21 protein-coding genes and 1 tRNA gene are annotated in these 17,100 nt (G+C 41.4%); 20 read left to right on the top strand and 2 right to left on the bottom strand.

Features of this window, described 5'->3' with window-relative positions; genetic code table 11:
- Position 1 precedes the first annotated feature (1 nt).
- From rpsM to rpsI, 7 genes are read left to right on the top strand one after another with little or no spacing between them, the layout of a single operon-like run.
- On the top strand, positions 2 to 427 hold the full coding sequence (gene rpsM, locus M1575_02380) for a 30S ribosomal protein S13 (protein ID MCL5095549.1): 426 nt from the start codon (positions 2 to 4) through the stop codon (positions 425 to 427).
- Positions 428 to 799, top strand: a complete 372-nt coding sequence (gene rpsK, locus M1575_02375; protein MCL5095548.1) for a 30S ribosomal protein S11 — start codon at positions 428 to 430, stop codon at positions 797 to 799.
- Positions 800 to 803: 4 nt separating this feature from the next.
- Positions 804 to 1,427: a 30S ribosomal protein S4 gene (gene rpsD, locus M1575_02370; GenBank protein MCL5095547.1), complete on the top strand. Its 624-nt coding sequence runs from the start codon at positions 804 to 806 to the stop codon at positions 1,425 to 1,427.
- Between the two features lie 18 nt (positions 1,428 to 1,445).
- Entirely contained in the window at positions 1,446 to 2,363 is a 918-nt protein-coding gene (locus tag M1575_02365; protein ID MCL5095546.1) for a DNA-directed RNA polymerase subunit alpha, read from the top strand.
- A gap of 12 nt (positions 2,364 to 2,375) precedes the next feature.
- Positions 2,376 to 2,792 (top strand): 50S ribosomal protein L17, encoded by a 417-nt coding sequence (gene rplQ / locus M1575_02360; protein ID MCL5095545.1) that lies wholly within the window; start codon positions 2,376 to 2,378, stop codon positions 2,790 to 2,792.
- Positions 2,789 to 3,202, top strand: coding sequence for a 50S ribosomal protein L13 (gene rplM / locus M1575_02355; protein ID MCL5095544.1), 414 nt, complete (start codon positions 2,789 to 2,791; stop codon positions 3,200 to 3,202). The genes rplQ and rplM overlap by 4 nt, the downstream gene beginning before the upstream one ends.
- 3 nt (positions 3,203 to 3,205) lie before the next feature.
- Positions 3,206 to 3,670 (top strand): 30S ribosomal protein S9, encoded by a 465-nt coding sequence (gene rpsI / locus M1575_02350; protein MCL5095543.1) that lies wholly within the window; start codon positions 3,206 to 3,208, stop codon positions 3,668 to 3,670.
- Between the two features lie 184 nt (positions 3,671 to 3,854).
- Here the strand turns inward: rpsI and M1575_02345 are convergent.
- Positions 3,855 to 3,925, bottom strand: a tRNA-Pro gene (locus M1575_02345).
- 45 nt (positions 3,926 to 3,970) lie between these two features.
- On the opposite strand from M1575_02345, the gene recA reads away from it, so the two are divergent.
- The 8 genes from recA (at position 3,971) to M1575_02305 (ending at position 11,389) form a co-directional block, all read left to right on the top strand.
- Entirely contained in the window at positions 3,971 to 5,002 is a 1,032-nt protein-coding gene (recA, locus tag M1575_02340; GenBank protein MCL5095542.1) for a recombinase RecA, read from the top strand.
- Between the two features lie 6 nt (positions 5,003 to 5,008).
- Entirely contained in the window at positions 5,009 to 5,659 is a 651-nt protein-coding gene (locus M1575_02335) for a RecX family transcriptional regulator (protein ID MCL5095541.1), read from the top strand.
- 163 nt (positions 5,660 to 5,822) lie between these two features.
- Complete coding sequence (gene rny / locus M1575_02330; protein MCL5095540.1) at positions 5,823 to 7,268, top strand: ribonuclease Y; 1,446 nt, start codon at positions 5,823 to 5,825, stop codon at positions 7,266 to 7,268.
- A gap of 157 nt (positions 7,269 to 7,425) precedes the next feature.
- Positions 7,426 to 7,698 carry an HU family DNA-binding protein gene (locus M1575_02325; GenBank protein ID MCL5095539.1) on the top strand — a complete coding sequence of 91 codons (273 nt, stop codon included), beginning with the start codon at positions 7,426 to 7,428 and terminating at the stop codon, positions 7,696 to 7,698.
- Between the two features lie 89 nt (positions 7,699 to 7,787).
- Positions 7,788 to 8,759, top strand: a complete 972-nt coding sequence (locus tag M1575_02320; GenBank protein MCL5095538.1) for an ABC transporter ATP-binding protein — start codon at positions 7,788 to 7,790, stop codon at positions 8,757 to 8,759.
- A 7-nt stretch (positions 8,760 to 8,766) separates the two neighbouring features.
- The gene (locus M1575_02315) at positions 8,767 to 9,573 is read left to right on the top strand and encodes an ABC-2 family transporter protein (GenBank protein ID MCL5095537.1); all 807 of its coding nucleotides are present in this window, start codon (positions 8,767 to 8,769) and stop codon (positions 9,571 to 9,573) included.
- A 3-nt stretch (positions 9,574 to 9,576) separates the two neighbouring features.
- Positions 9,577 to 10,368 carry an ABC-2 family transporter protein gene (locus M1575_02310; protein ID MCL5095536.1) on the top strand — a complete coding sequence of 264 codons (792 nt, stop codon included), beginning with the start codon at positions 9,577 to 9,579 and terminating at the stop codon, positions 10,366 to 10,368.
- A 4-nt stretch (positions 10,369 to 10,372) separates the two neighbouring features.
- Entirely contained in the window at positions 10,373 to 11,389 is a 1,017-nt protein-coding gene (locus M1575_02305; GenBank protein MCL5095535.1) for a MiaB/RimO family radical SAM methylthiotransferase, read from the top strand.
- A gap of 1 nt (position 11,390) precedes the next feature.
- Here M1575_02305 and M1575_02300 read toward each other — a convergent pair whose 3' ends face one another.
- Positions 11,391 to 11,765, bottom strand: coding sequence for a desulfoferrodoxin (locus M1575_02300; protein ID MCL5095534.1), 375 nt, complete (start codon positions 11,763 to 11,765; stop codon positions 11,391 to 11,393).
- Between the two features lie 43 nt (positions 11,766 to 11,808).
- On the opposite strand from M1575_02300, the gene M1575_02295 reads away from it, so the two are divergent.
- From M1575_02295 to M1575_02275, 5 genes are all read left to right on the top strand, one after another.
- Entirely contained in the window at positions 11,809 to 12,318 is a 510-nt protein-coding gene (locus M1575_02295; protein ID MCL5095533.1) for a hypothetical protein, read from the top strand.
- Entirely contained in the window at positions 12,303 to 13,271 is a 969-nt protein-coding gene (locus M1575_02290; GenBank protein ID MCL5095532.1) for a tRNA (adenosine(37)-N6)-dimethylallyltransferase MiaA, read from the top strand. Before M1575_02295 ends, M1575_02290 begins: the two co-directional genes overlap by 16 nt.
- Positions 13,272 to 13,276: 5 nt before the next feature.
- Positions 13,277 to 14,245, top strand: coding sequence for an AI-2E family transporter (locus tag M1575_02285; GenBank protein ID MCL5095531.1), 969 nt, complete (start codon positions 13,277 to 13,279; stop codon positions 14,243 to 14,245).
- 638 nt (positions 14,246 to 14,883) lie between these two features.
- The gene (locus M1575_02280; GenBank protein MCL5095530.1) at positions 14,884 to 15,513 is read left to right on the top strand and encodes a class I SAM-dependent methyltransferase; all 630 of its coding nucleotides are present in this window, start codon (positions 14,884 to 14,886) and stop codon (positions 15,511 to 15,513) included.
- A 50-nt stretch (positions 15,514 to 15,563) separates the two neighbouring features.
- On the top strand, positions 15,564 to 17,096 hold the full coding sequence (locus M1575_02275) for a YifB family Mg chelatase-like AAA ATPase (protein MCL5095529.1): 1,533 nt from the start codon (positions 15,564 to 15,566) through the stop codon (positions 17,094 to 17,096).
- Positions 17,097 to 17,100: the final 4 nt, after the last annotated feature.

Genomic DNA, 17,100 nt, shown 5'->3' with positions numbered 1-17,100 from the left:
GATGGCAAGAATTGCCGGTATTGATTTACCAGATAAAAAAAGAATTGATTACAGCTTAACCAAAATTTATGGAATCGGCTGGTCAAATGTCGGGCCTATTTTGGCTTCGGCCAAAGTCGAACCCGCCAAAAGGACTCATGAATTGACGGAAGAAGAGATCAGTCGTTTGCAAAAAGTTGTTGATACCTACAAAATTGAAGGCGATTTACGTCGGGAGATACAGGAAAATCTTAAAAGATTAAGAGAAATTGGTGCCTATAGAGGCGTGCGTCACAGTCGGAATTTACCGGTTCGTGGACAACGGACCAGAAGTAATGCCCGGACAAAGCGGGGCAAAAGAGTGACGATTGGGGCGATTAAGAAAGAAATGGCAGCCAGGACAAGTTCCGCGCCTACAGGTTCAGCAACAAAAGAGGTAAGTAAATAAATGGCTATAAAAAAAATCAAACAAGTTGGTTCCAGGGGTCGTGTTTATGTTACCGCGACCTTTAATAATACCCTGGTGACGATGACCGACGACTCCGGTAATACCGTTTGTTGGGGATCATCTGGGGCCTCGGGTTTTAAGGGAGCCCGGAAATCGACACCCTATGCCGCGACCACGGCCGTTGAATTAGTAGCGCGAAAAGCTCAGATTGCTGGTATTCGTGAAGTTGAGGTTTATATCAAAGGTCCGGGAGCCGGTAGAGATGCCGCCCTACGGGCTTTAAAATCGGTCGGTTTACAGATCAGTTTAATTGCCGACGTGACACCGATTCCTCATAACGGTGTCAGGCCGAAGAAAAAAAGGAGAGTCTAATTAAATGGGAAGATATACGGGTCCAAAAAATAGACTGGCTAGGCGCGAAGGACAAGACCTTGGCTTAAAAACCGTAGGCAGTAAGGCTCATGCTTCCTTGCTGCGCCGTATTAATATTGCTCCGGGAATTCATGGTCAACAAAGAAAAAGAAGAAAACCATCGGAATTTGGTCTGCAACTTCGGGAAAAACAAAAAGCGAAAAGAATTTATGGTCTTTTAGAGAAACAATTCAGACGTTATTTTACCATAGCCCGAAAGAAGAAAGCCAGCACCGGGGAGTCTTTGCTCCAGGCGCTAGAAACCAGGCTTGACAATGTTGTTTACCGTTTAAATTTAGTTCCGACCAGGGCGGCAGCCAGACAACTGGTTTCACACGGGCATATTCAGGTTAACGGTCGTAAAGTTAATATTCCGTCCTATGCGGTCAAAAAAGATGATATTATCACTCTTTCTGATAAGGCGTTGAAAATTCCGGTTATTACGAAACTTTTAGAAGATAAAAATCCCAATTTGCCTTCCTGGTTGACACGAAAAGGACCGGTGGGTAAAGTTTTAAATATTCCCAAAAGAGACAATATTGAAACGGAAATTGACGAACAACAAATAGTCGAATCTTATTCAAGATAAAAATGAAAGGAGCTTTTTATGTTTGAACCAAATTTTAAGATCAAGGCTCAAGAAGAACGGGATGACTATGGTAAGTTTATCATCGAACCTTTAGATCAGGGTTTTGGCCATACCTTAGGCAATGCTCTGCGTCGGATTTTGCTTTCGTCCTTGCCCGGAGCGGCGGTGACGACAATTAAGATCGAAGGGGTCAAGCATCAATTTTCGACGATTCCCGGTTTATCAGAGGACGTGGTCGAGTTTATTTTAAACGTCAAAAAGATAAGATTTAAGCTGTCAAAAAATGAATTGGTTAAAGTGACTTTATCGGCTCGCGGTCCTGGTAAAATTACCGCCGGTGATTTAAAGCTGACGTCGGGTCTTGAAGTTGCCAATAAAGATCTTTATTTAGGCACACTCGCTGACAGTAAAAGTAAAATTGAAGCGGAAATGACTGTTGAACCCGGTTTTGGTTTTCTGCCTGCCGAAGAACAAAAAACCGGGGCCGTGGGGATTATTCCTCTCGATGCAACCTTCAGTCCTGTTTTGCGGGTCAATTATAAAGTCGAAGCGACGCGTGTCGGCCGCATGACTAATCTTGATAAGCTCATTTTAGAAGTTTGGACCGATAAAACCATTGATCCTTTGTCAGCGGTCAGAAGCACGGCCAAAATATTGGTTTCTTATTTCTTACAAATTTATGAACCCAAAGCCGTACCGACAGAAGGAGTGGCCGTGACCCCGGCCGTTTCCGATGAGATTCTTAAAATGACGATTGAAGAGTTAGATTTACCGACGAGAATCAGCAATGCCTTTAAAAACGGGGGGATCGAAACCGTCGGACAGCTTTTGGGTACGCCAAAAAAAGAACTGATGAAAATTAAGAATTTGGGAGGTAAATCGATTACGACCGTTGAAGAAAAATTAAGAGAAAAAGGCGTGGCCTTATCTGTTTAACTTGTTGACTTTATGAAAAAAGCACAGGAATTTCATCTTTGGCGTAATTTAATTTATTCGTTGGTTCTTTTTGGCCAAATCAAAACAACCAGGTCAAGAGCCAAAGCGATTTCCGGGCTTATTGATAAATTGGTTAACAAACTTAAAAAAGGGACGGTGGCCGGCAAAAGAGAAGTTTTAAAGATAATTCCGCAAAAAGAAGCCGTTAATAAATTAACCACGGAAATTTTGCCGAAATTATCTTCAAGAAAAAGCGGCTATACGCGGATTTTGCGTCTTGGAGAACGAAGCGGCGACGACGCGGCTATGGTTTTAATCCAATGGGTAGAAGATTTAAAAACAGAAGTTTTGGAAAAGCCAGCCGTGGTCAAAAAAGCCGTGGCTAAACCTAAAAAAGCGACAGGGAAAAAGGAGAAAATTCAGAAATGATTAAAGCTACCAGTCAGAGTGAAATTAAACAAGCTTGGCATTTAATTGATGCCCAGGATCAAATCCTGGGTCGGTTGGTCACAAAAATTGCGGCGCTTTTAATGGGGAAAAACAAACCCTACTTCGTTCGTTATCTTGACTGTGGCGATTATGTTGTCGTTGTTAATGCTAAACAGATTAAAGTTACCGGCCAAAAAGAAAAGCAAAAACTCTATTATCGTTATTCCGGTTATCCGGGAGGCTTAAGAAACCGGAGTTTGGGAGAAATGCGTCAAGTTATGCCGGAAAAAATTATTTATGAAGCCGTTAAGGGAATGTTGCCGCAAAACAAATTAAGAGACAGAATGTTGACCCGACTTTATGTTTACCAGGAAAGCGAACACCCATATAAAGATAAATTTAAAAGTTAATATATGCCAAGAAAGAAAAAAGAAGAAATAACCAAAGAAGTAAAAACGACCAGCAAAGTTGCGCCGAGCAAGATCTCTTTTTATCAGGCGATTGGCCGACGTAAAGAATCAACCGCCAGAGTCAGGCTTACGGTTGGCGGCAAAGGGGAAATTACGATTAATAACCGGCCGGCGCCTGAGTATTTTTCCGGCGAGATAGCTAAATTTGCCTATCTTCAACCGTTTCAGTTGACGGACAATCTGGGCAGATTTGAGGTCACGGTCAAGGTTGAGGGCGGCGGGATGACAGGGCAATTGGGCGCCGTTATTCACGGTATCGCCAGAGCCATTGAGAAAATTGACAAAGAAAAATATCGGCCGCTTCTTAAAAAAGCCGGACTTCTTAAACGTGATCCTCGGAAAAAGCAAAGAATAAAAGCCGGTTTTGCCGGTAAATCAAGAGCCAAAAAACAGTCTCCGAAGAGATAAAAACATTTCAGTAAAGAAATTAAAATATTATTGATTATTTACTATATTGCTTTAAAGTAATATAGTGGAGTCAGATTTCTTCTGTTAATAAAATTTTGGCCGCGTGGTATTTTGGGGCGACTAATTTTTTCGCCCAATCTCCTTCCAATTTTTGTCTTACAGCAAAGCTTTGTGAGTCAAAGTGTCGGGGAGCGGAGAATCGAACTCCGGCTGCTAGACCCCCAGCCTAGCGCGCTACCATTACGCCACTCCCCGATAATGCTTGTATTTTAACAATAATTGTGATAAAAGAAAAGCACGATGGCAGAAGACGAGAAACTGACGGCCATTAAACTGGCCATGGAGCAGATCGAAAAACAATACGGTAAGGGTTCGATCATGCGTTTAGGTGAAACAGCTGCCAAAACCCCGACCGATGTTGTTTCCACCGGCGCGTTGGCTTTAGACATTGCCCTAGGCGTTGGCGGACTTCCCAGAGGTCGGATTATCGAAATCTTCGGGCCTGAAGCTTCCGGGAAAACAACGCTGGCCTTAGCGACGATTGCGCAAGCCCAAAAAAACGGCGGCACGGCGGCTTTTATTGATGCCGAACATGCTTTAGATCCGGGTTGGGCAAAAATAATCGGTGTTGACCTGGATAATCTTTTAATTTCTCAACCGGATACGGGTGAACAGGCCTTAGAAATTGCCGAAACTTTGATAAGAAGCGGCGGAGTGGATGTCGTCGTTATTGATTCCGTCGCCGCCCTGGTACCCCGGGCCGAGATTGAAGGAGAAATGGGTGATTCCATCATCGGCGTTCAGGCAAGACTCATGTCTCAGGCTTTACGTAAATTAACGGGTGTTATTTCCAAATCAAAAACAATTGCCATTTTCACCAATCAGTTGCGTCAAAAAATCGGAATTATGTTCGGTAATCCGGAAACAACTCCCGGTGGTTTGGCTTTAAAATTCTATTCTTCTGTCCGGCTTGACAGTCGGAAAATTGAAACTTTAAAAGACGGCGACCGGGCAATTGGCAGTCGTCACCGGGTGAAAGTCGTTAAAAATAAAGTGGCGCCGCCTTTTAGAACCGCCGAATTCGATATTTTAAATGACGGTATTTCTTATGAGGGGAATCTTTTAGATGTCGGGCTTGAATTTGGTATTCTCCAAAAAAGCGGGGCTTTCATAAAATTCGGTCAACACATGTTGGGCCAGGGCAAAGAAGCCACAAGAATTTTCTTAAAAGAATCTCCCAAAATTGCCAAAGAAATTTTAGAGGCAATCTGGAAACAGGTTAAAAGCGGGAAACCGATTCCCAAAGAGATCGGTGGCGAAGAAGCCGAATAATTTTTCATGCCACAGATAACCGATATCCGTCATCAAACCCGCCTCTATCGAAGCTACGGCGGACAAAAACGCTTTAACATTTTTCTTGATGGTCAATACGCTTTTAGTCTTTCGGCCGAATCCTTAATTAAGGCGGGTTTAAAAATCGACGATCATTTATCCTTGCCAGAAATCGATAGATTAATTAAAGAAAATGAGTTTATCAAAGTCTATGAGCGGGTTTTAAAATTTCTTTCTTTCCGCCCCCGTTCGGAAAAAGAACTGGAAGATTATTTCCATCGTCAGGCAGTCGGTGAAAAAACCAAAAAAATGGTTTGGGCCAAATTAAAACATTTGGGTTTTGTCAACGACAAAGAATTTGCCAAATGGTGGATTGAGCAGCGCGCTGCTTTTCGGCCAAAAGGCAGAAAAGTTCTTGAGATGGAACTTCGGCAAAAAGGGATCTCTCGGGAAATCATAGAACATGAAACACAAAACATGAAACACCTATTTAAAGAAGATGATTTAGCAAAAAAAGCGGTTAGTAAAAAGATAAAGGTTTGGGAAAATTATCCTCAAGAAGAAATCAGGAAAAAACTTAGCGCTTATCTTTTGCGTCGTGGTTTTGCCTGGGAAACCATTGAAAAAGTAATTGACGAAATTAAAGAAAAAGAGTAAGATAACTTAAGTTAACAATTGATAAATGTGAGAAAGCAGAGATTTAAGCGTTAAATATGAATATTTTAACCCATAAACTTCATATTAAACTTACAACTAGCGTTTAAAACCACCTTAATTTGGTGGGTCTCTCTCCTCTAACATTTATCAAGAAAGGTAAAGTATGTCATTTTTAGATAATCTTAAAGAGATTTTTTTAAAACCCAAAAAGAAAAAGATCGAGCCTCTACCACAGACGCCACAGGTTTCACCGGTTACCCAAAACCGCGCCCAGGAAATTATCACCGAAGCCCGCGAAGAGGCTTTAAAAATTCGCCGAGAGGCCCAGGAAGAAGCCAATAAACTGCGGAATCAAGAAGCCGAGATGGCCAGGAAAATGGGGGCTTTAGAAGAAAAAGAAAAATATTTAGTCAGTAAAGACGAAGAGCTGAAAAGCCGCTTAGGAGAGATTGATAAGGTTAAACAGGACCAGGTTGCGAAATTGGAACGGGCGGCCGGTCTGACCAGGGAAGAAGCCAAAAATCTTATTTTAGCGGCTTTAGAAGAAAGACTTAAGGAAGATATTGCCAAGAGGATTAAGGAAGCCGAAGCCAAGGCTAAAGAAGAAGCTGACAATAAAGCCCGGGAAATTCTCGTGGAGGCGATGCGACATGGAGCCACAGATTACGTTGCCGAATACACCGTTTCCACGGTTAAACTTGGCGATGAAGAGCTTAAAGGCAGAATCATCGGTAAGGAAGGCAGAAACATCAGGGCGTTTGAGGTTGCGACCGGGGTTGATGTTGATTTAGACGAGGAAGGCGTGATCAGACTTTCTTCATTTGATCCGATCAGAAGAGAGGTGGCCAAAGTCGCTTTAGAAAAACTGATGGCTGACGGCCGAATTCAGCCGGGGAGAATTGAGGAATTGGTAACTCGGGTTAAACAAGATCTTGAAAAAATCATGTTTACGGAAGGCGAGAAACTCGCTCATAATGTCGGCGTCTATAATCTTCCGGCCGATAAACTTGCTCTTTTAGGACGGTTTAAATACCGTTTTTCTTACGGTCAAAATATGATCGCCCACACCTTGGAAGAAACGAAAATCGGCGTGGCTTTGGCTCAAGAAGTGGGCGCCAATATTAATATTGTCAGGCTTGGTTGTTTACTGCATGATATTGGTAAGGTGATTACCGAAGAAGAGGGCACTCATGTTAGTTTGGCCGTTGATCTTTTGAAGAAGAACGGTATGCCCGAAGCTGTCATCGCCTGTGTTGAAGAGCATCACGAGGATAAGCCTTTTTCGAGTATCGAATCAATGATTGTTTATATTGCCGATGCCATTTCCGGCGCCAGACCGGGGGCCAGGTACGAAGATTACGAAGAGTATTTGAAAAGATTAACCGATCTTGAAGCGATTGCGAAAACAAAAGAGGGAGTTAAGGAAGCTTATGCTTTTCAGGCCGGTCGGGAAATTAGGGTTATTGTTGACCCCGGCGTTTTAGACGACGCGGCGGCCACGGTTTTAGCGCAAAAGATTAAAGACGAGATTGAAAAGAAATTAACCTATCCGGGGCAAGTCAAAGTCACCGTTATCCGCGAATTGCGCATTACCGAAACAGCCAAATAAGAAACGTAATCTATGAGAATTTGGCGACGGGATGCTCTATCTAGTTTGTTATATTTAATACTCCTTGACAAGACGCGAAGAATCCTCTACATTGTTGGCGGAAGGCTTTAACTACAGCCTAAAACCAAATTTATCTGCCTAAAGGAGGTGAATCTTCATGACTAAAGCTGATTTAATCGAACACGTCGCCAAGAAAGTTAATCTTACCAATAAAGCAGCCAGAGAAGCCGTCGCCGCCGTTTTTGGTGGAGTGGCTGATACTTTAAAGAAAGGCGAGAAAGTCGTTATCACCGGATTCGGGACTTTTTCCGTTCGTTCTCGAGCCGCCAGAAAGGGACGAAATCCCCAAACTGGAGCGGCGATTGATATTCCGGCCAGAAAAACTCCTGGTTTTACCGCCGGCAAAGCCTTAAAAAAAGTTGTCAGGTAAGATTTAGTTAATTGATAATTAAAGAGAGGTTTCCCTGAATGGGAGCTTCTCTTTTTGGTATAATGAGACCAATTAGAAATTAGAAATTTATGATGATTGCCGTTTCTCATCTTAAAAAAAATTATCAGGTCTGGCAAAAAGAGGCCGGTCTTTTAGGTTCTTTTAAATCTTTGCTTAACCGTCAGTCTTTAGACGTTAAAGCCGTTGACGATCTTTCCTTTTCGATTAAAGAGGGAGAATTAGTGGGTTTTATCGGTCCAAACGGAGCCGGCAAAACAACGACTTTAAAAGTCTTATCAGGACTTTTATACCCTACCAGCGGTGAAGTTTCAGTGGCCGGTTTTACCCCTTATGAGCGCCAGACGGAATTTTTAAAAAACATCAGCCTGGTTATGGGTCAAAAAAATCAACTCTGGTGGGATTTACCGCCAATGGAAACCTTTCTTTTAAATAAAGAAATTTACCAAATTCCCGATGCCCAATTTGAAAAGACCTTGACTGATTTAACCAGACTTTTAGAGATTAAAGATTTATTAAAAGTCCCCACCAGAAGATTATCTTTGGGTGAACGCATGAAATGCGAATTAGTTGCGGCCCTTCTCCATTCGCCCAAAGTTTTATTTTTAGATGAACCGACGATTGGTTTGGATGTTATTTCTCAAAAAAAGATTCGTGATTTTTTAGCTGACTATAACCGGCTTTACAAAGCGACCATTATTTTAACCAGCCATTATATGGGGGATGTTCAAGAATTAGCCGAAAGAGTTGTCATTATTGATAAAGGAAAGCTTATCTATGATGGGAATTTGCAGAAATTAGTCGAAAAATATGCCGGCTATAAACTTTTGTCAGTTATCTTCAGTCACGATATTGATGCGAAAAAACTGCAAAAAATCGGAGAAATAAAAAAATATGAATATCCTAAAGCTCTGATTTCCGTTCCTCGGGGAGTCATTTCCTTGGCGGCTTCGGAACTCTTACGGGACTTTCCCGTCGCCGATCTTTTAATCGAAGAACCGGCCATTGAAGATATTATTCGTCAGGTCTTCTCTCATAAATAATCTTTTTATGAAAAAATACTGGTTAACGATCAAAAATACTTGGGCTGAATACGCAATGTACCGGCTTAATTTTTTAGTTTGGAGACTTCGAAGTTTTATCGGTTTTATTACCATTTATTTTTTTTGGTTGGCCATTTTTGGCGGTCAAACGAGTCTTTTCGGCTGGCAACAAAGGACGATTTTAACTTATATTATCGGGGTTGCTTTTGTTCGATCGCTTATTTTTTCATCACGGACAATTGATGTGGGTTCGGAAATAAATCAGGGAAATTTAACCAATTATCTTCTTAAGCCCTTGAATTTTTTGGTTTATTGGTTTTCCCGCGACCTTGCCGACAAGCTTTTAAATATTTTTTTTGTCAGTATAGAACTAACCTTATTTTTCTTGATCGTTAAGCCGCCGTTTTTCTTACAGACCAATCTCTTGTTGTTGATGACTTTTATTTTATCTTTAATGCTTTCAACCATTCTTTATTTTTTCATTAATTTGTTTTTAGGACTGATTGCCTTTTGGACGCCGGAATCATGGTCCGGCGTTTGGGGTCCGAGATTTGTTTTTTCTATTTTCCTGGAATTTTTTGCCGGCACAATTTTTCCTCTGGACATGTTGCCAAAGCCTTTATTTAATTTTCTTCAACTGACTCCTTTCCCGTATCTTCTTTATTTTCCCTTAAAAATCTATTTAGGCCAGGTAAATTTCATCCAAATTGTCTTCGGTTTTAGTCTTGGTTTTGCCTGGTTAGGGATTTGGTTTATTATTGTTAATAAAACATGGAGGGCGGGACTTAAAGTTTATGGAGCCGAAGGAAGATAAAAGATGAAAAATCTTAAAAGATATTTACGTGTTTGGTTAAAATTAACGGCCTATTCTTTTATGACGATGTTAACCTCACGTTTCAGTTTCGGTCTTTTTTTTGTAGGCAAGGCCCTGCGCTTCACCTTCTTCTTTGTTTTTTTGCTCTTTTTACTTTCCAAAACAAAAGTTTTGGCCGGTTATAATTTATATCAGGCCGCCCTTTTTGTCTTAACTTATAATTTAATCGATACTGGCGTTCAACTTCTTTTCCGAGAGGTTTATCGTTTTAGACCCTTGGTTGTTTCCGGCAATTTTGATTTGGTTTTAGCCAAACCCATTAATCCTTTGTTTCGGGTTTTAGCCGGTGGTGCCGACGTTGTCGATCTTTTAATGTTTGTCCCTTTTGCTTTTGCCACGATTTATTTAGCCGGTAAAATCGGCGGGATCACGTTATGGGGAGTAATTTTTTATCTTCTTTTAATTGCCAACGCTTTTTTAATTGCCGCCGCTTTTCATATTGCGGTTTTAGCTTTGGGGATCTTAACGACGGAAATAGATAATTCGATTATGCTCTATCGTGACGTAACGAGAATGGCCATGATTCCCATTGATGTTTATAAGGAACCTTTACGTTTCTTGATAACCTATATTTTGCCGGTCGGGATTATGATGGCTTTTCCGGCTAAAGCCCTAATGGGTCTTTTGTCGGGTTGGGGAATTTTGGTGGCTTTTTTAATCGGTATTTTTCTTTTTATTTTAAGTTTAAAACTTTGGCATTTTGCCCTGGGGCAATATTCTTCCGCCTCAAGTTAACCTTATGAAATATTTTATTAAGACTTTCGGTTGTCAGATGAACGAGGCCGATTCGGAAAGAATAGCCGCCGGATATGAATCTCGTGGTTGGCAAAAAGCGGAGTCTATTGATGGAGCAGATGAAATTGTGATTAATACCTGTTCGGTTCGTGAATCGGCCGAACATCGGGTTTTGGGATTAGTAAATAATCTCATTAAAAAAAAGAAAAAGAAGCAAAAAATCATTCTTACGGGTTGCATGCTCTATCACGGCATAACTTCTTTAAAAAAGAAACTGCCAGGGGTTGATGAGTTTATCAAAATCTCCGATCTAATTCACAATTCTCAATTCACAATTCACAATTCAAAAACGTCTGCTTTTGTTTCCATCATGGAGGGTTGTAATAATTTTTGTACTTATTGCGTCGTTCCTTACAGCCGCGGCCGAGAAATTTCAAAACCATTGGAAGAAATTATTTGTGAAGTCGAAGAATTAACAAGGCGGGGAAATAAAGAAATAATGCTTCTCGGTCAAAATGTTAATGCTTATGGTCGAGACCTTCAAAATACAAAAGCAACTTTTGCCAATTTATTGCGTACTTTAAATGATTTATCCGGTTTAGAGAAAATTTCCTTTATGACTTCTAATCCTTGGGATCTGACCGACGAAATTATTGAAGCCTTAAAACTTCCCAAAATAGACCGCTACTTGCATTTACCCGTGCAGTCCGGAGATGATGAAATTTTGAAGATGATGAATCGTCATTATAAGACTTCTGATTATTTAAATTTAGTCAAAAAAATCAAAAAACAAATTCCCAAGATGCAAATCGGTACTGATATTATTGTGGGATTTCCTGGTGAAACAGAGGAGCAATTTTTGAATACTTTTAAATTATGCAAGAAAGTTGGCTTTGTTAAAGCCTATATAGCGATGTATTCACCCCGTCCGCAAACGGCGGCTTTTAAATTTAAAGATGATGTTTCGCATCAAGAAAAAAAGCGGCGTTTCCGAATTTTAGACAAATTAATTAACATCTAAATTAGGCTTGCCAAAGCCCGTGAATATTACAATAGTCTCTGACCGTTATTTTTTCCGCCTTTAGATAAAATTCCGCTTCCGGCCCATCGCCCGGTTTTAAGAAATGGCGCAACGTTTCGCCATCAGCGATAACCTCGATCCAGAGAATGTAATGATTTTCTTCCATCGGATGCGGGACGGAACCGATTTTGACCTTAATCCCATTAGCGGTTTTCTCCACCACGGGAACATGTTTCTCCGCTCCTTCATCTTGGGTTTTTTCCTGAAGGAGTTCCATTGGCTGCCCGCAGCAAACTAATTGTCCGCCACCGGCGTATAAAACAGTGACGATATTGCCACAAACGTTACAGCGGTAAATTTGATTTTTGGTGATCATCTTGCTTTCTCCTTTGGATTTTAGTATATCATATAGAAGAAAGATGGAAAATAATATTTTTAAACCACCATATTTTCTTTATGAAAAATTTGTCAAAAAACAAAAAGAAGGCGTGCCTTTTGTTATTTTCTTTTTCTTTTTAATAACTTTTATTTTAGCCAGAACCTGGGTTTATCTATCGCTTTTGGGTTTGGTACCGGAGTCAATCACCAGAAACGTTAGGGGAGTTCATATTCATCATTTTGCCTGGGGGATACTTTTAAACAGTGTTATCGGTTATTCGGTCATGGTTTTGCCATATCATTATGTTCAGGCCTGGAAAATTAAACTGGCGGCTTTCTTCGGCATCGGTTTAGCTTTGACTTTTGATGAGTTTGGGATGTGGCTCATGCTTGACGATGAATATTTTATTCGCCGAAGTTATGATGCCATTATTATCGTCAGTATGATTTTATTTAATATAACCTATTTTGCCAATTTATGGAAACGCCTATGTTTTTTGATTTTAAAAGATTTAAAGAGATTTAAACAATGGTTATGGATAAAATTTTAGTTATTTGCGGACCGACGGCAACGGGTAAAACCAAACTGGCCCTAGAATTAGCCAAAAAATTTAACGGTGAAATCATTTCGGCCGATTCCAGACAAGTTTATCAGGGGATGGATATCGGTACAGGAAAAGACCTGCCGCAAGGTAGCCAGTATCAAGGATCAAGTATTAAGTATAACGATAAAAAATTAGGCTTTTGGAAAACGGCAATGGGAGGAGCAATTTGGTTATTAGACGTGGTTAGACCCGATTGTCAATTTACGGTGGCTGACTATATAAGGTGTGCCCATTTAGTCAGAGAGGATATTCTTAAAAGAGGGAAGCTGCCGATTTTAGTTGGCGGGGGAGGATTATACATCAAGTCATTTTTAGACGGTCTTGGCACTTTAGGCATCGGTCCCGACTGGGAATTTCGTCAGCGCTTAGAAAAAGTAAGCTTAAAAACTTTACAGGACAGGTTAAAAAAAATTAACCCGGGAAAATGGGAAACGATGAATGAGTCAGATAAAAAAAACCCAAGACGCTTGATAAGGGCTTTGGAAATAGCTAGGCACAAAAAACCCATAAAATTAAATAATAAACCTCAAAAGTTAGACTCTTTACTTATCGGCTTAACGGCTCCCCATAAATTTCTCTACGCGCAAATTGATCGGCGAGTGATTGCCAGAGAAAAGCAAGGATTAGAAAGGGAAATCAGAGATCTTCTAAAACGGGGTTTGTCATGGACAAATTCTGTCTTGGGGACAACGCTTGGTTATCGTGAATGGCAGCCGTATTTTGCCGGAGAAATGACGAAAAAGGAAGTCATTATTAAATGGCAATTGGCCGAACATGGGTATGCGAGAAGACAGTTAACATGGCTTAAAAAAGAAAAAAGAATTAAATGGTTTGCCATAACTTGCCCGAACTTTAGTAGACAAATAGAAAAAACGATTAGCTCATGGTATAATGCATAGTTGTTATGCCGACAAGAATTGAGATTTCCTATAAAACGATTCTTTTTACCGCCGTATTGTTGCTCCTGCTTTGGTTTTTGTGGCAAATTATCGATATTATTTTAATCTTATTTTTAGCCTTTATTTTAATGTCGGCTCTTCGTCCTTTGGTCCAAAAACTGGAAAAAATAGGCGTGCCACGTCTCTTGTCTATTTTAGTCATTTATCTTACTTTTCTTATTTCTCTTGGAGCTTTAGGCGGGGCTATTTTTCCGCTTTTAATCAATCAAACCCTGCGGTTTTGGGAAAAGATTCCGGAGTTGGCCAGTAGAATCCTTACCTTTTTGCCCTTAAATTTTGAGTTCATGACACAACAGTTAACTCCGGTGAGCGGGGACATTCTTCGCGTGACCGTGGGTTTATTTTCCAATATCTTTACCCTTGTAACGTTTCTTATCTTTACCTTTTATTTGCTTTTGGAAAGGGAGGATCTGGAAAAAACCTTTGTCAGTTTTTTAGGCCAAGATTCGGGCAAAAAATTAGTCCTACTTCTGGGTAAAATCGAGGAAAGGTTAGGGTCTTGGGTTCGGGGGCAGCTGCTTCTCATGTTTCTTATCGGTTTGGTGACCTATATCGGTTTAGTGGCTTTGGGGATTGATTATGCACTTCCTTTGGCTATTACCGCCGGAATTTTAGAAATTGTTCCTTTTGCTGGACCGATTTTATCAGGTATTCCGGCCGTTTTGGTCGCTTTAGTCACCTCGCCGGCCCTGGCTTTGGCGGTCGTGGCTTTGTATTTTATTATTCATCAATCGGAAGGAAACTTAATCGTGCCGACCGTGATGAGAAAAGCGGTTGGCCTTTCGCCGATTGTGACCCTTTTAGCCTTAATGATCGGCGGCAAACTGGCCGGAATTTTTGGGGCTCTTTTGGCTGTGCCGACGGTGGTAATACTTCAGGTGATTCTTCAGGAAGTAACCGCAGAAAAAAAATAAAATTGCTTGGGAAGTCCGTAAGCCAGATTCTGTTTTAGATGATCATCTATCTCAAGGCGATGATGGCTCGTCTTGCCCGCCTTTCGGCGCGGTGCCTTCGTTCTTCGAGCCTCCCCAAAGTCTGGGTCTTTATCGGCTCAGTCGGAAGTTACAGCAGGTGGGATTGCCCGTTTCACCCCGCCAATTGGCGGACTCGTCTCTGTTGCTCTCGGATTCTGTCAATTCAAAATCCGCTTCCGCAAAGCGGAAGACCAGCGCTTACGCGTCGGAGCTTACGCTCCGTCCCTTGCTTTGTGCTGTCTGGACTTTCCTTCCCGCCAAAGGCGGGGCAATCATCCGACTTCCCAAGCGGCTATATTTTAACATAAATTAGTCTTAAACCAAAAACCCCCTTTTCGCAATTTTATGGCGTCGGATTTTGACCGGGAGAGTTTGTGATGATTAGATTTAGCAGAAAGCTTAAAATTGGCGAAGAAAAGAATTTTTTTGGCAAAAAGTTAAAAATTATTGATTTGGCTGGCTTTTTTGGTTTTTATGTTAAAATAGCGTCATGATTGTTAGAGAAGCTTGTCCTTTTATTAGTGTGGGAGAATTTGGATTATCAACTAACCGTGCATTGACTTCCGATTATAGCGAGGGTGGCAAGTCGGGGATTTTTATGTCTTCTTAATTTAAAATGGAAAGACCTAATTGGCAGGAAAATCCTTAATGTTTGTGTTGGCGGTGGTAATGCTGTTAGCCAGGCCATGATTGAGGGTTTGGATTATACGGGGATAGATATTTTGCCGACTTTGGAAACTGGTGGTAATCTTAGCTGGAGAAAAAAACAGCTGGCAAAGATAGCGGCTCGATTTCCGGGAAGAATTATTGCTGCGGACGCCGTCATTTCTTTACCTTTTAAGGATAATTGTTTTGACCTGGTTATTTCCTCAATGGGGATGCCTTTATATGCCCAAAACGGCAAAGAAGCCGCCTGGTCTATTTTAGAAATGATTCGCGTTTCAAAAGGAAAAGTTGTTTTTTCGGGAGGATGGCCGGGTGAAGGTGATGAAGATCCAGAAGGATTTGTCTTTATTGGAGGAGAAGATAACTTTGCAGCCTTTCCTTTAAAAGGACTTCTTGACTTAGTTGCCAAAGTTGGCATCACTTATACACGTCAAGCCTACGAGGATATGACTTCTTTTTGGCGGAGTATCCATCTGGATGTTTCGCAAAAAGACATAACCAGTTTTTTAAACTTACGGCAAGAGATTCTAAAAGAGTATTAAATCTTGAAAGTCGTCTTGAGATTCTCATTTTTATTTGAGACAATTAAATCATGTTGGCGAAGGTTTTTTCCGGGGCGACGGTGGGTTTGGAAAGTGTACCGATTGAGGTTGAGGTTGATATTGCCTCGCAGGGTCTGCCTTCTTTTACCATCGTCGGTCTTCCCGATAAGGCGGTTGAGGAAGCCAAAGAAAGAGTAAGAAGCGCTTTAAAAAATTCCGGTGCCGATTTTCCGCCGAAGCGAATCACCGTAAATTTGGCCCCCGCCGATTTACCCAAAGAAGGCCCGGGTTTTGACTTGCCCATAGCTTTGGGTCTTTTAATCGCCTCCGGTCAACTAACCGCTGATTTGACGAAAACTTTAGTTTTAGGCGAGCTTTCGCTTGACGGCAGTCTGCGTCATACCAACGGTGTTTTGCCGATGACGATTCTGGCTAAAGAAAAAAAATTTGATCAGGTTTTTCTGCCCAGCGTCAACAGCCTTGAGGCAGCCGTGGTTAATGGTATCAAAGTTATGCCCGTGGTTTCTCTTCTGCAGCTTTTTCATCATTTAACAACCGACGAAAAAATCACGTCGCAAAAACATCTTACTTTTGCCAAATTAAAAACCGGTGTTCTGGCGGAGTTTGATTTTGCCGATATTAAAGGGCAAGAACACGTTAAACGGGCCTTGGAAATTGCCGCCGCCGGCGGGCACAATATCTTTATGAGAGGTGTTCCGGGCGCCGGAAAGACGATGCTTTCCCGGGCTCTTCCGGGCATTTTGCCGGACTTAACCGAAGAAGAAGCTTTGGAAGTGACAAAAATTTATTCGATCACCGGCAATCTGCCGCCGGGTGAATCGATCATTAAAAATCGTCCTTTCCGGGCGCCGCATCATACGACTTCCCGCATCGGTTTAATCGGCGGTGGTACTCATCCCATGCCCGGAGAAATTTCTTTAGCCCATCGGGGCATTTTATTTTTGGACGAATTTTCGGAATTCCCCAGAGGCGTCTTGGAAGCTTTGCGTCAGCCCATTGAAGATGGGATTGTGACGATTTCCCGGGCGGCCGGCCAGGTCAGTTTTCCGGCGAAATTTATTTTAGTCGCCGCCGCCAATCCCTGTCCCTGCGGTTATTTGGGCGATCCCGTCAAAACCTGTCTTTGTTTGCCCGGACAAATTATCCGCTATCAAAAAAGAATTTCCGGACCGATTATGGACAGAATTGATTTACATCTTGAGGTTCCGGCCGTCAAGATAGAAAAACTAACGGAAAACTCAAAATTTAAAACGGAAAACTCAAAAGAGATTAAAAAAAGAGTCCAAAAAGCCAGAGACCAACAAACGAAAAGATTCAAAGGAATAAATCTTAAAAATAATGCGGAAATGGGAACTAAAGAAGTCAAGCAATTTTGTGAATTATCCACCGAGTGCCTTAATCTTTTACGTCAGGCCGTCATGCAAATGAATTTGTCCGCCAGGAGTTACTATCGAATTATCAAATTAGGAAGAACCATTGCCGATTTGGAAAGTGAAAAAGAAATTTCGGCGACGCATATCGCCGAAGCTTTGCAATATCGGCCTAAAGAACAACTTCTTTAAAAAC

The organism is Patescibacteria group bacterium (assembly GCA_023473585.1).
Taxonomy (GTDB): domain Bacteria; phylum Patescibacteriota; class Microgenomatia; order JAMCYU01; family JAMCYU01; genus JAMCYU01.
Note: the sequence above shows the minus strand (reverse complement) of the source record. Positions and strands in the feature narration are given on the sequence as shown.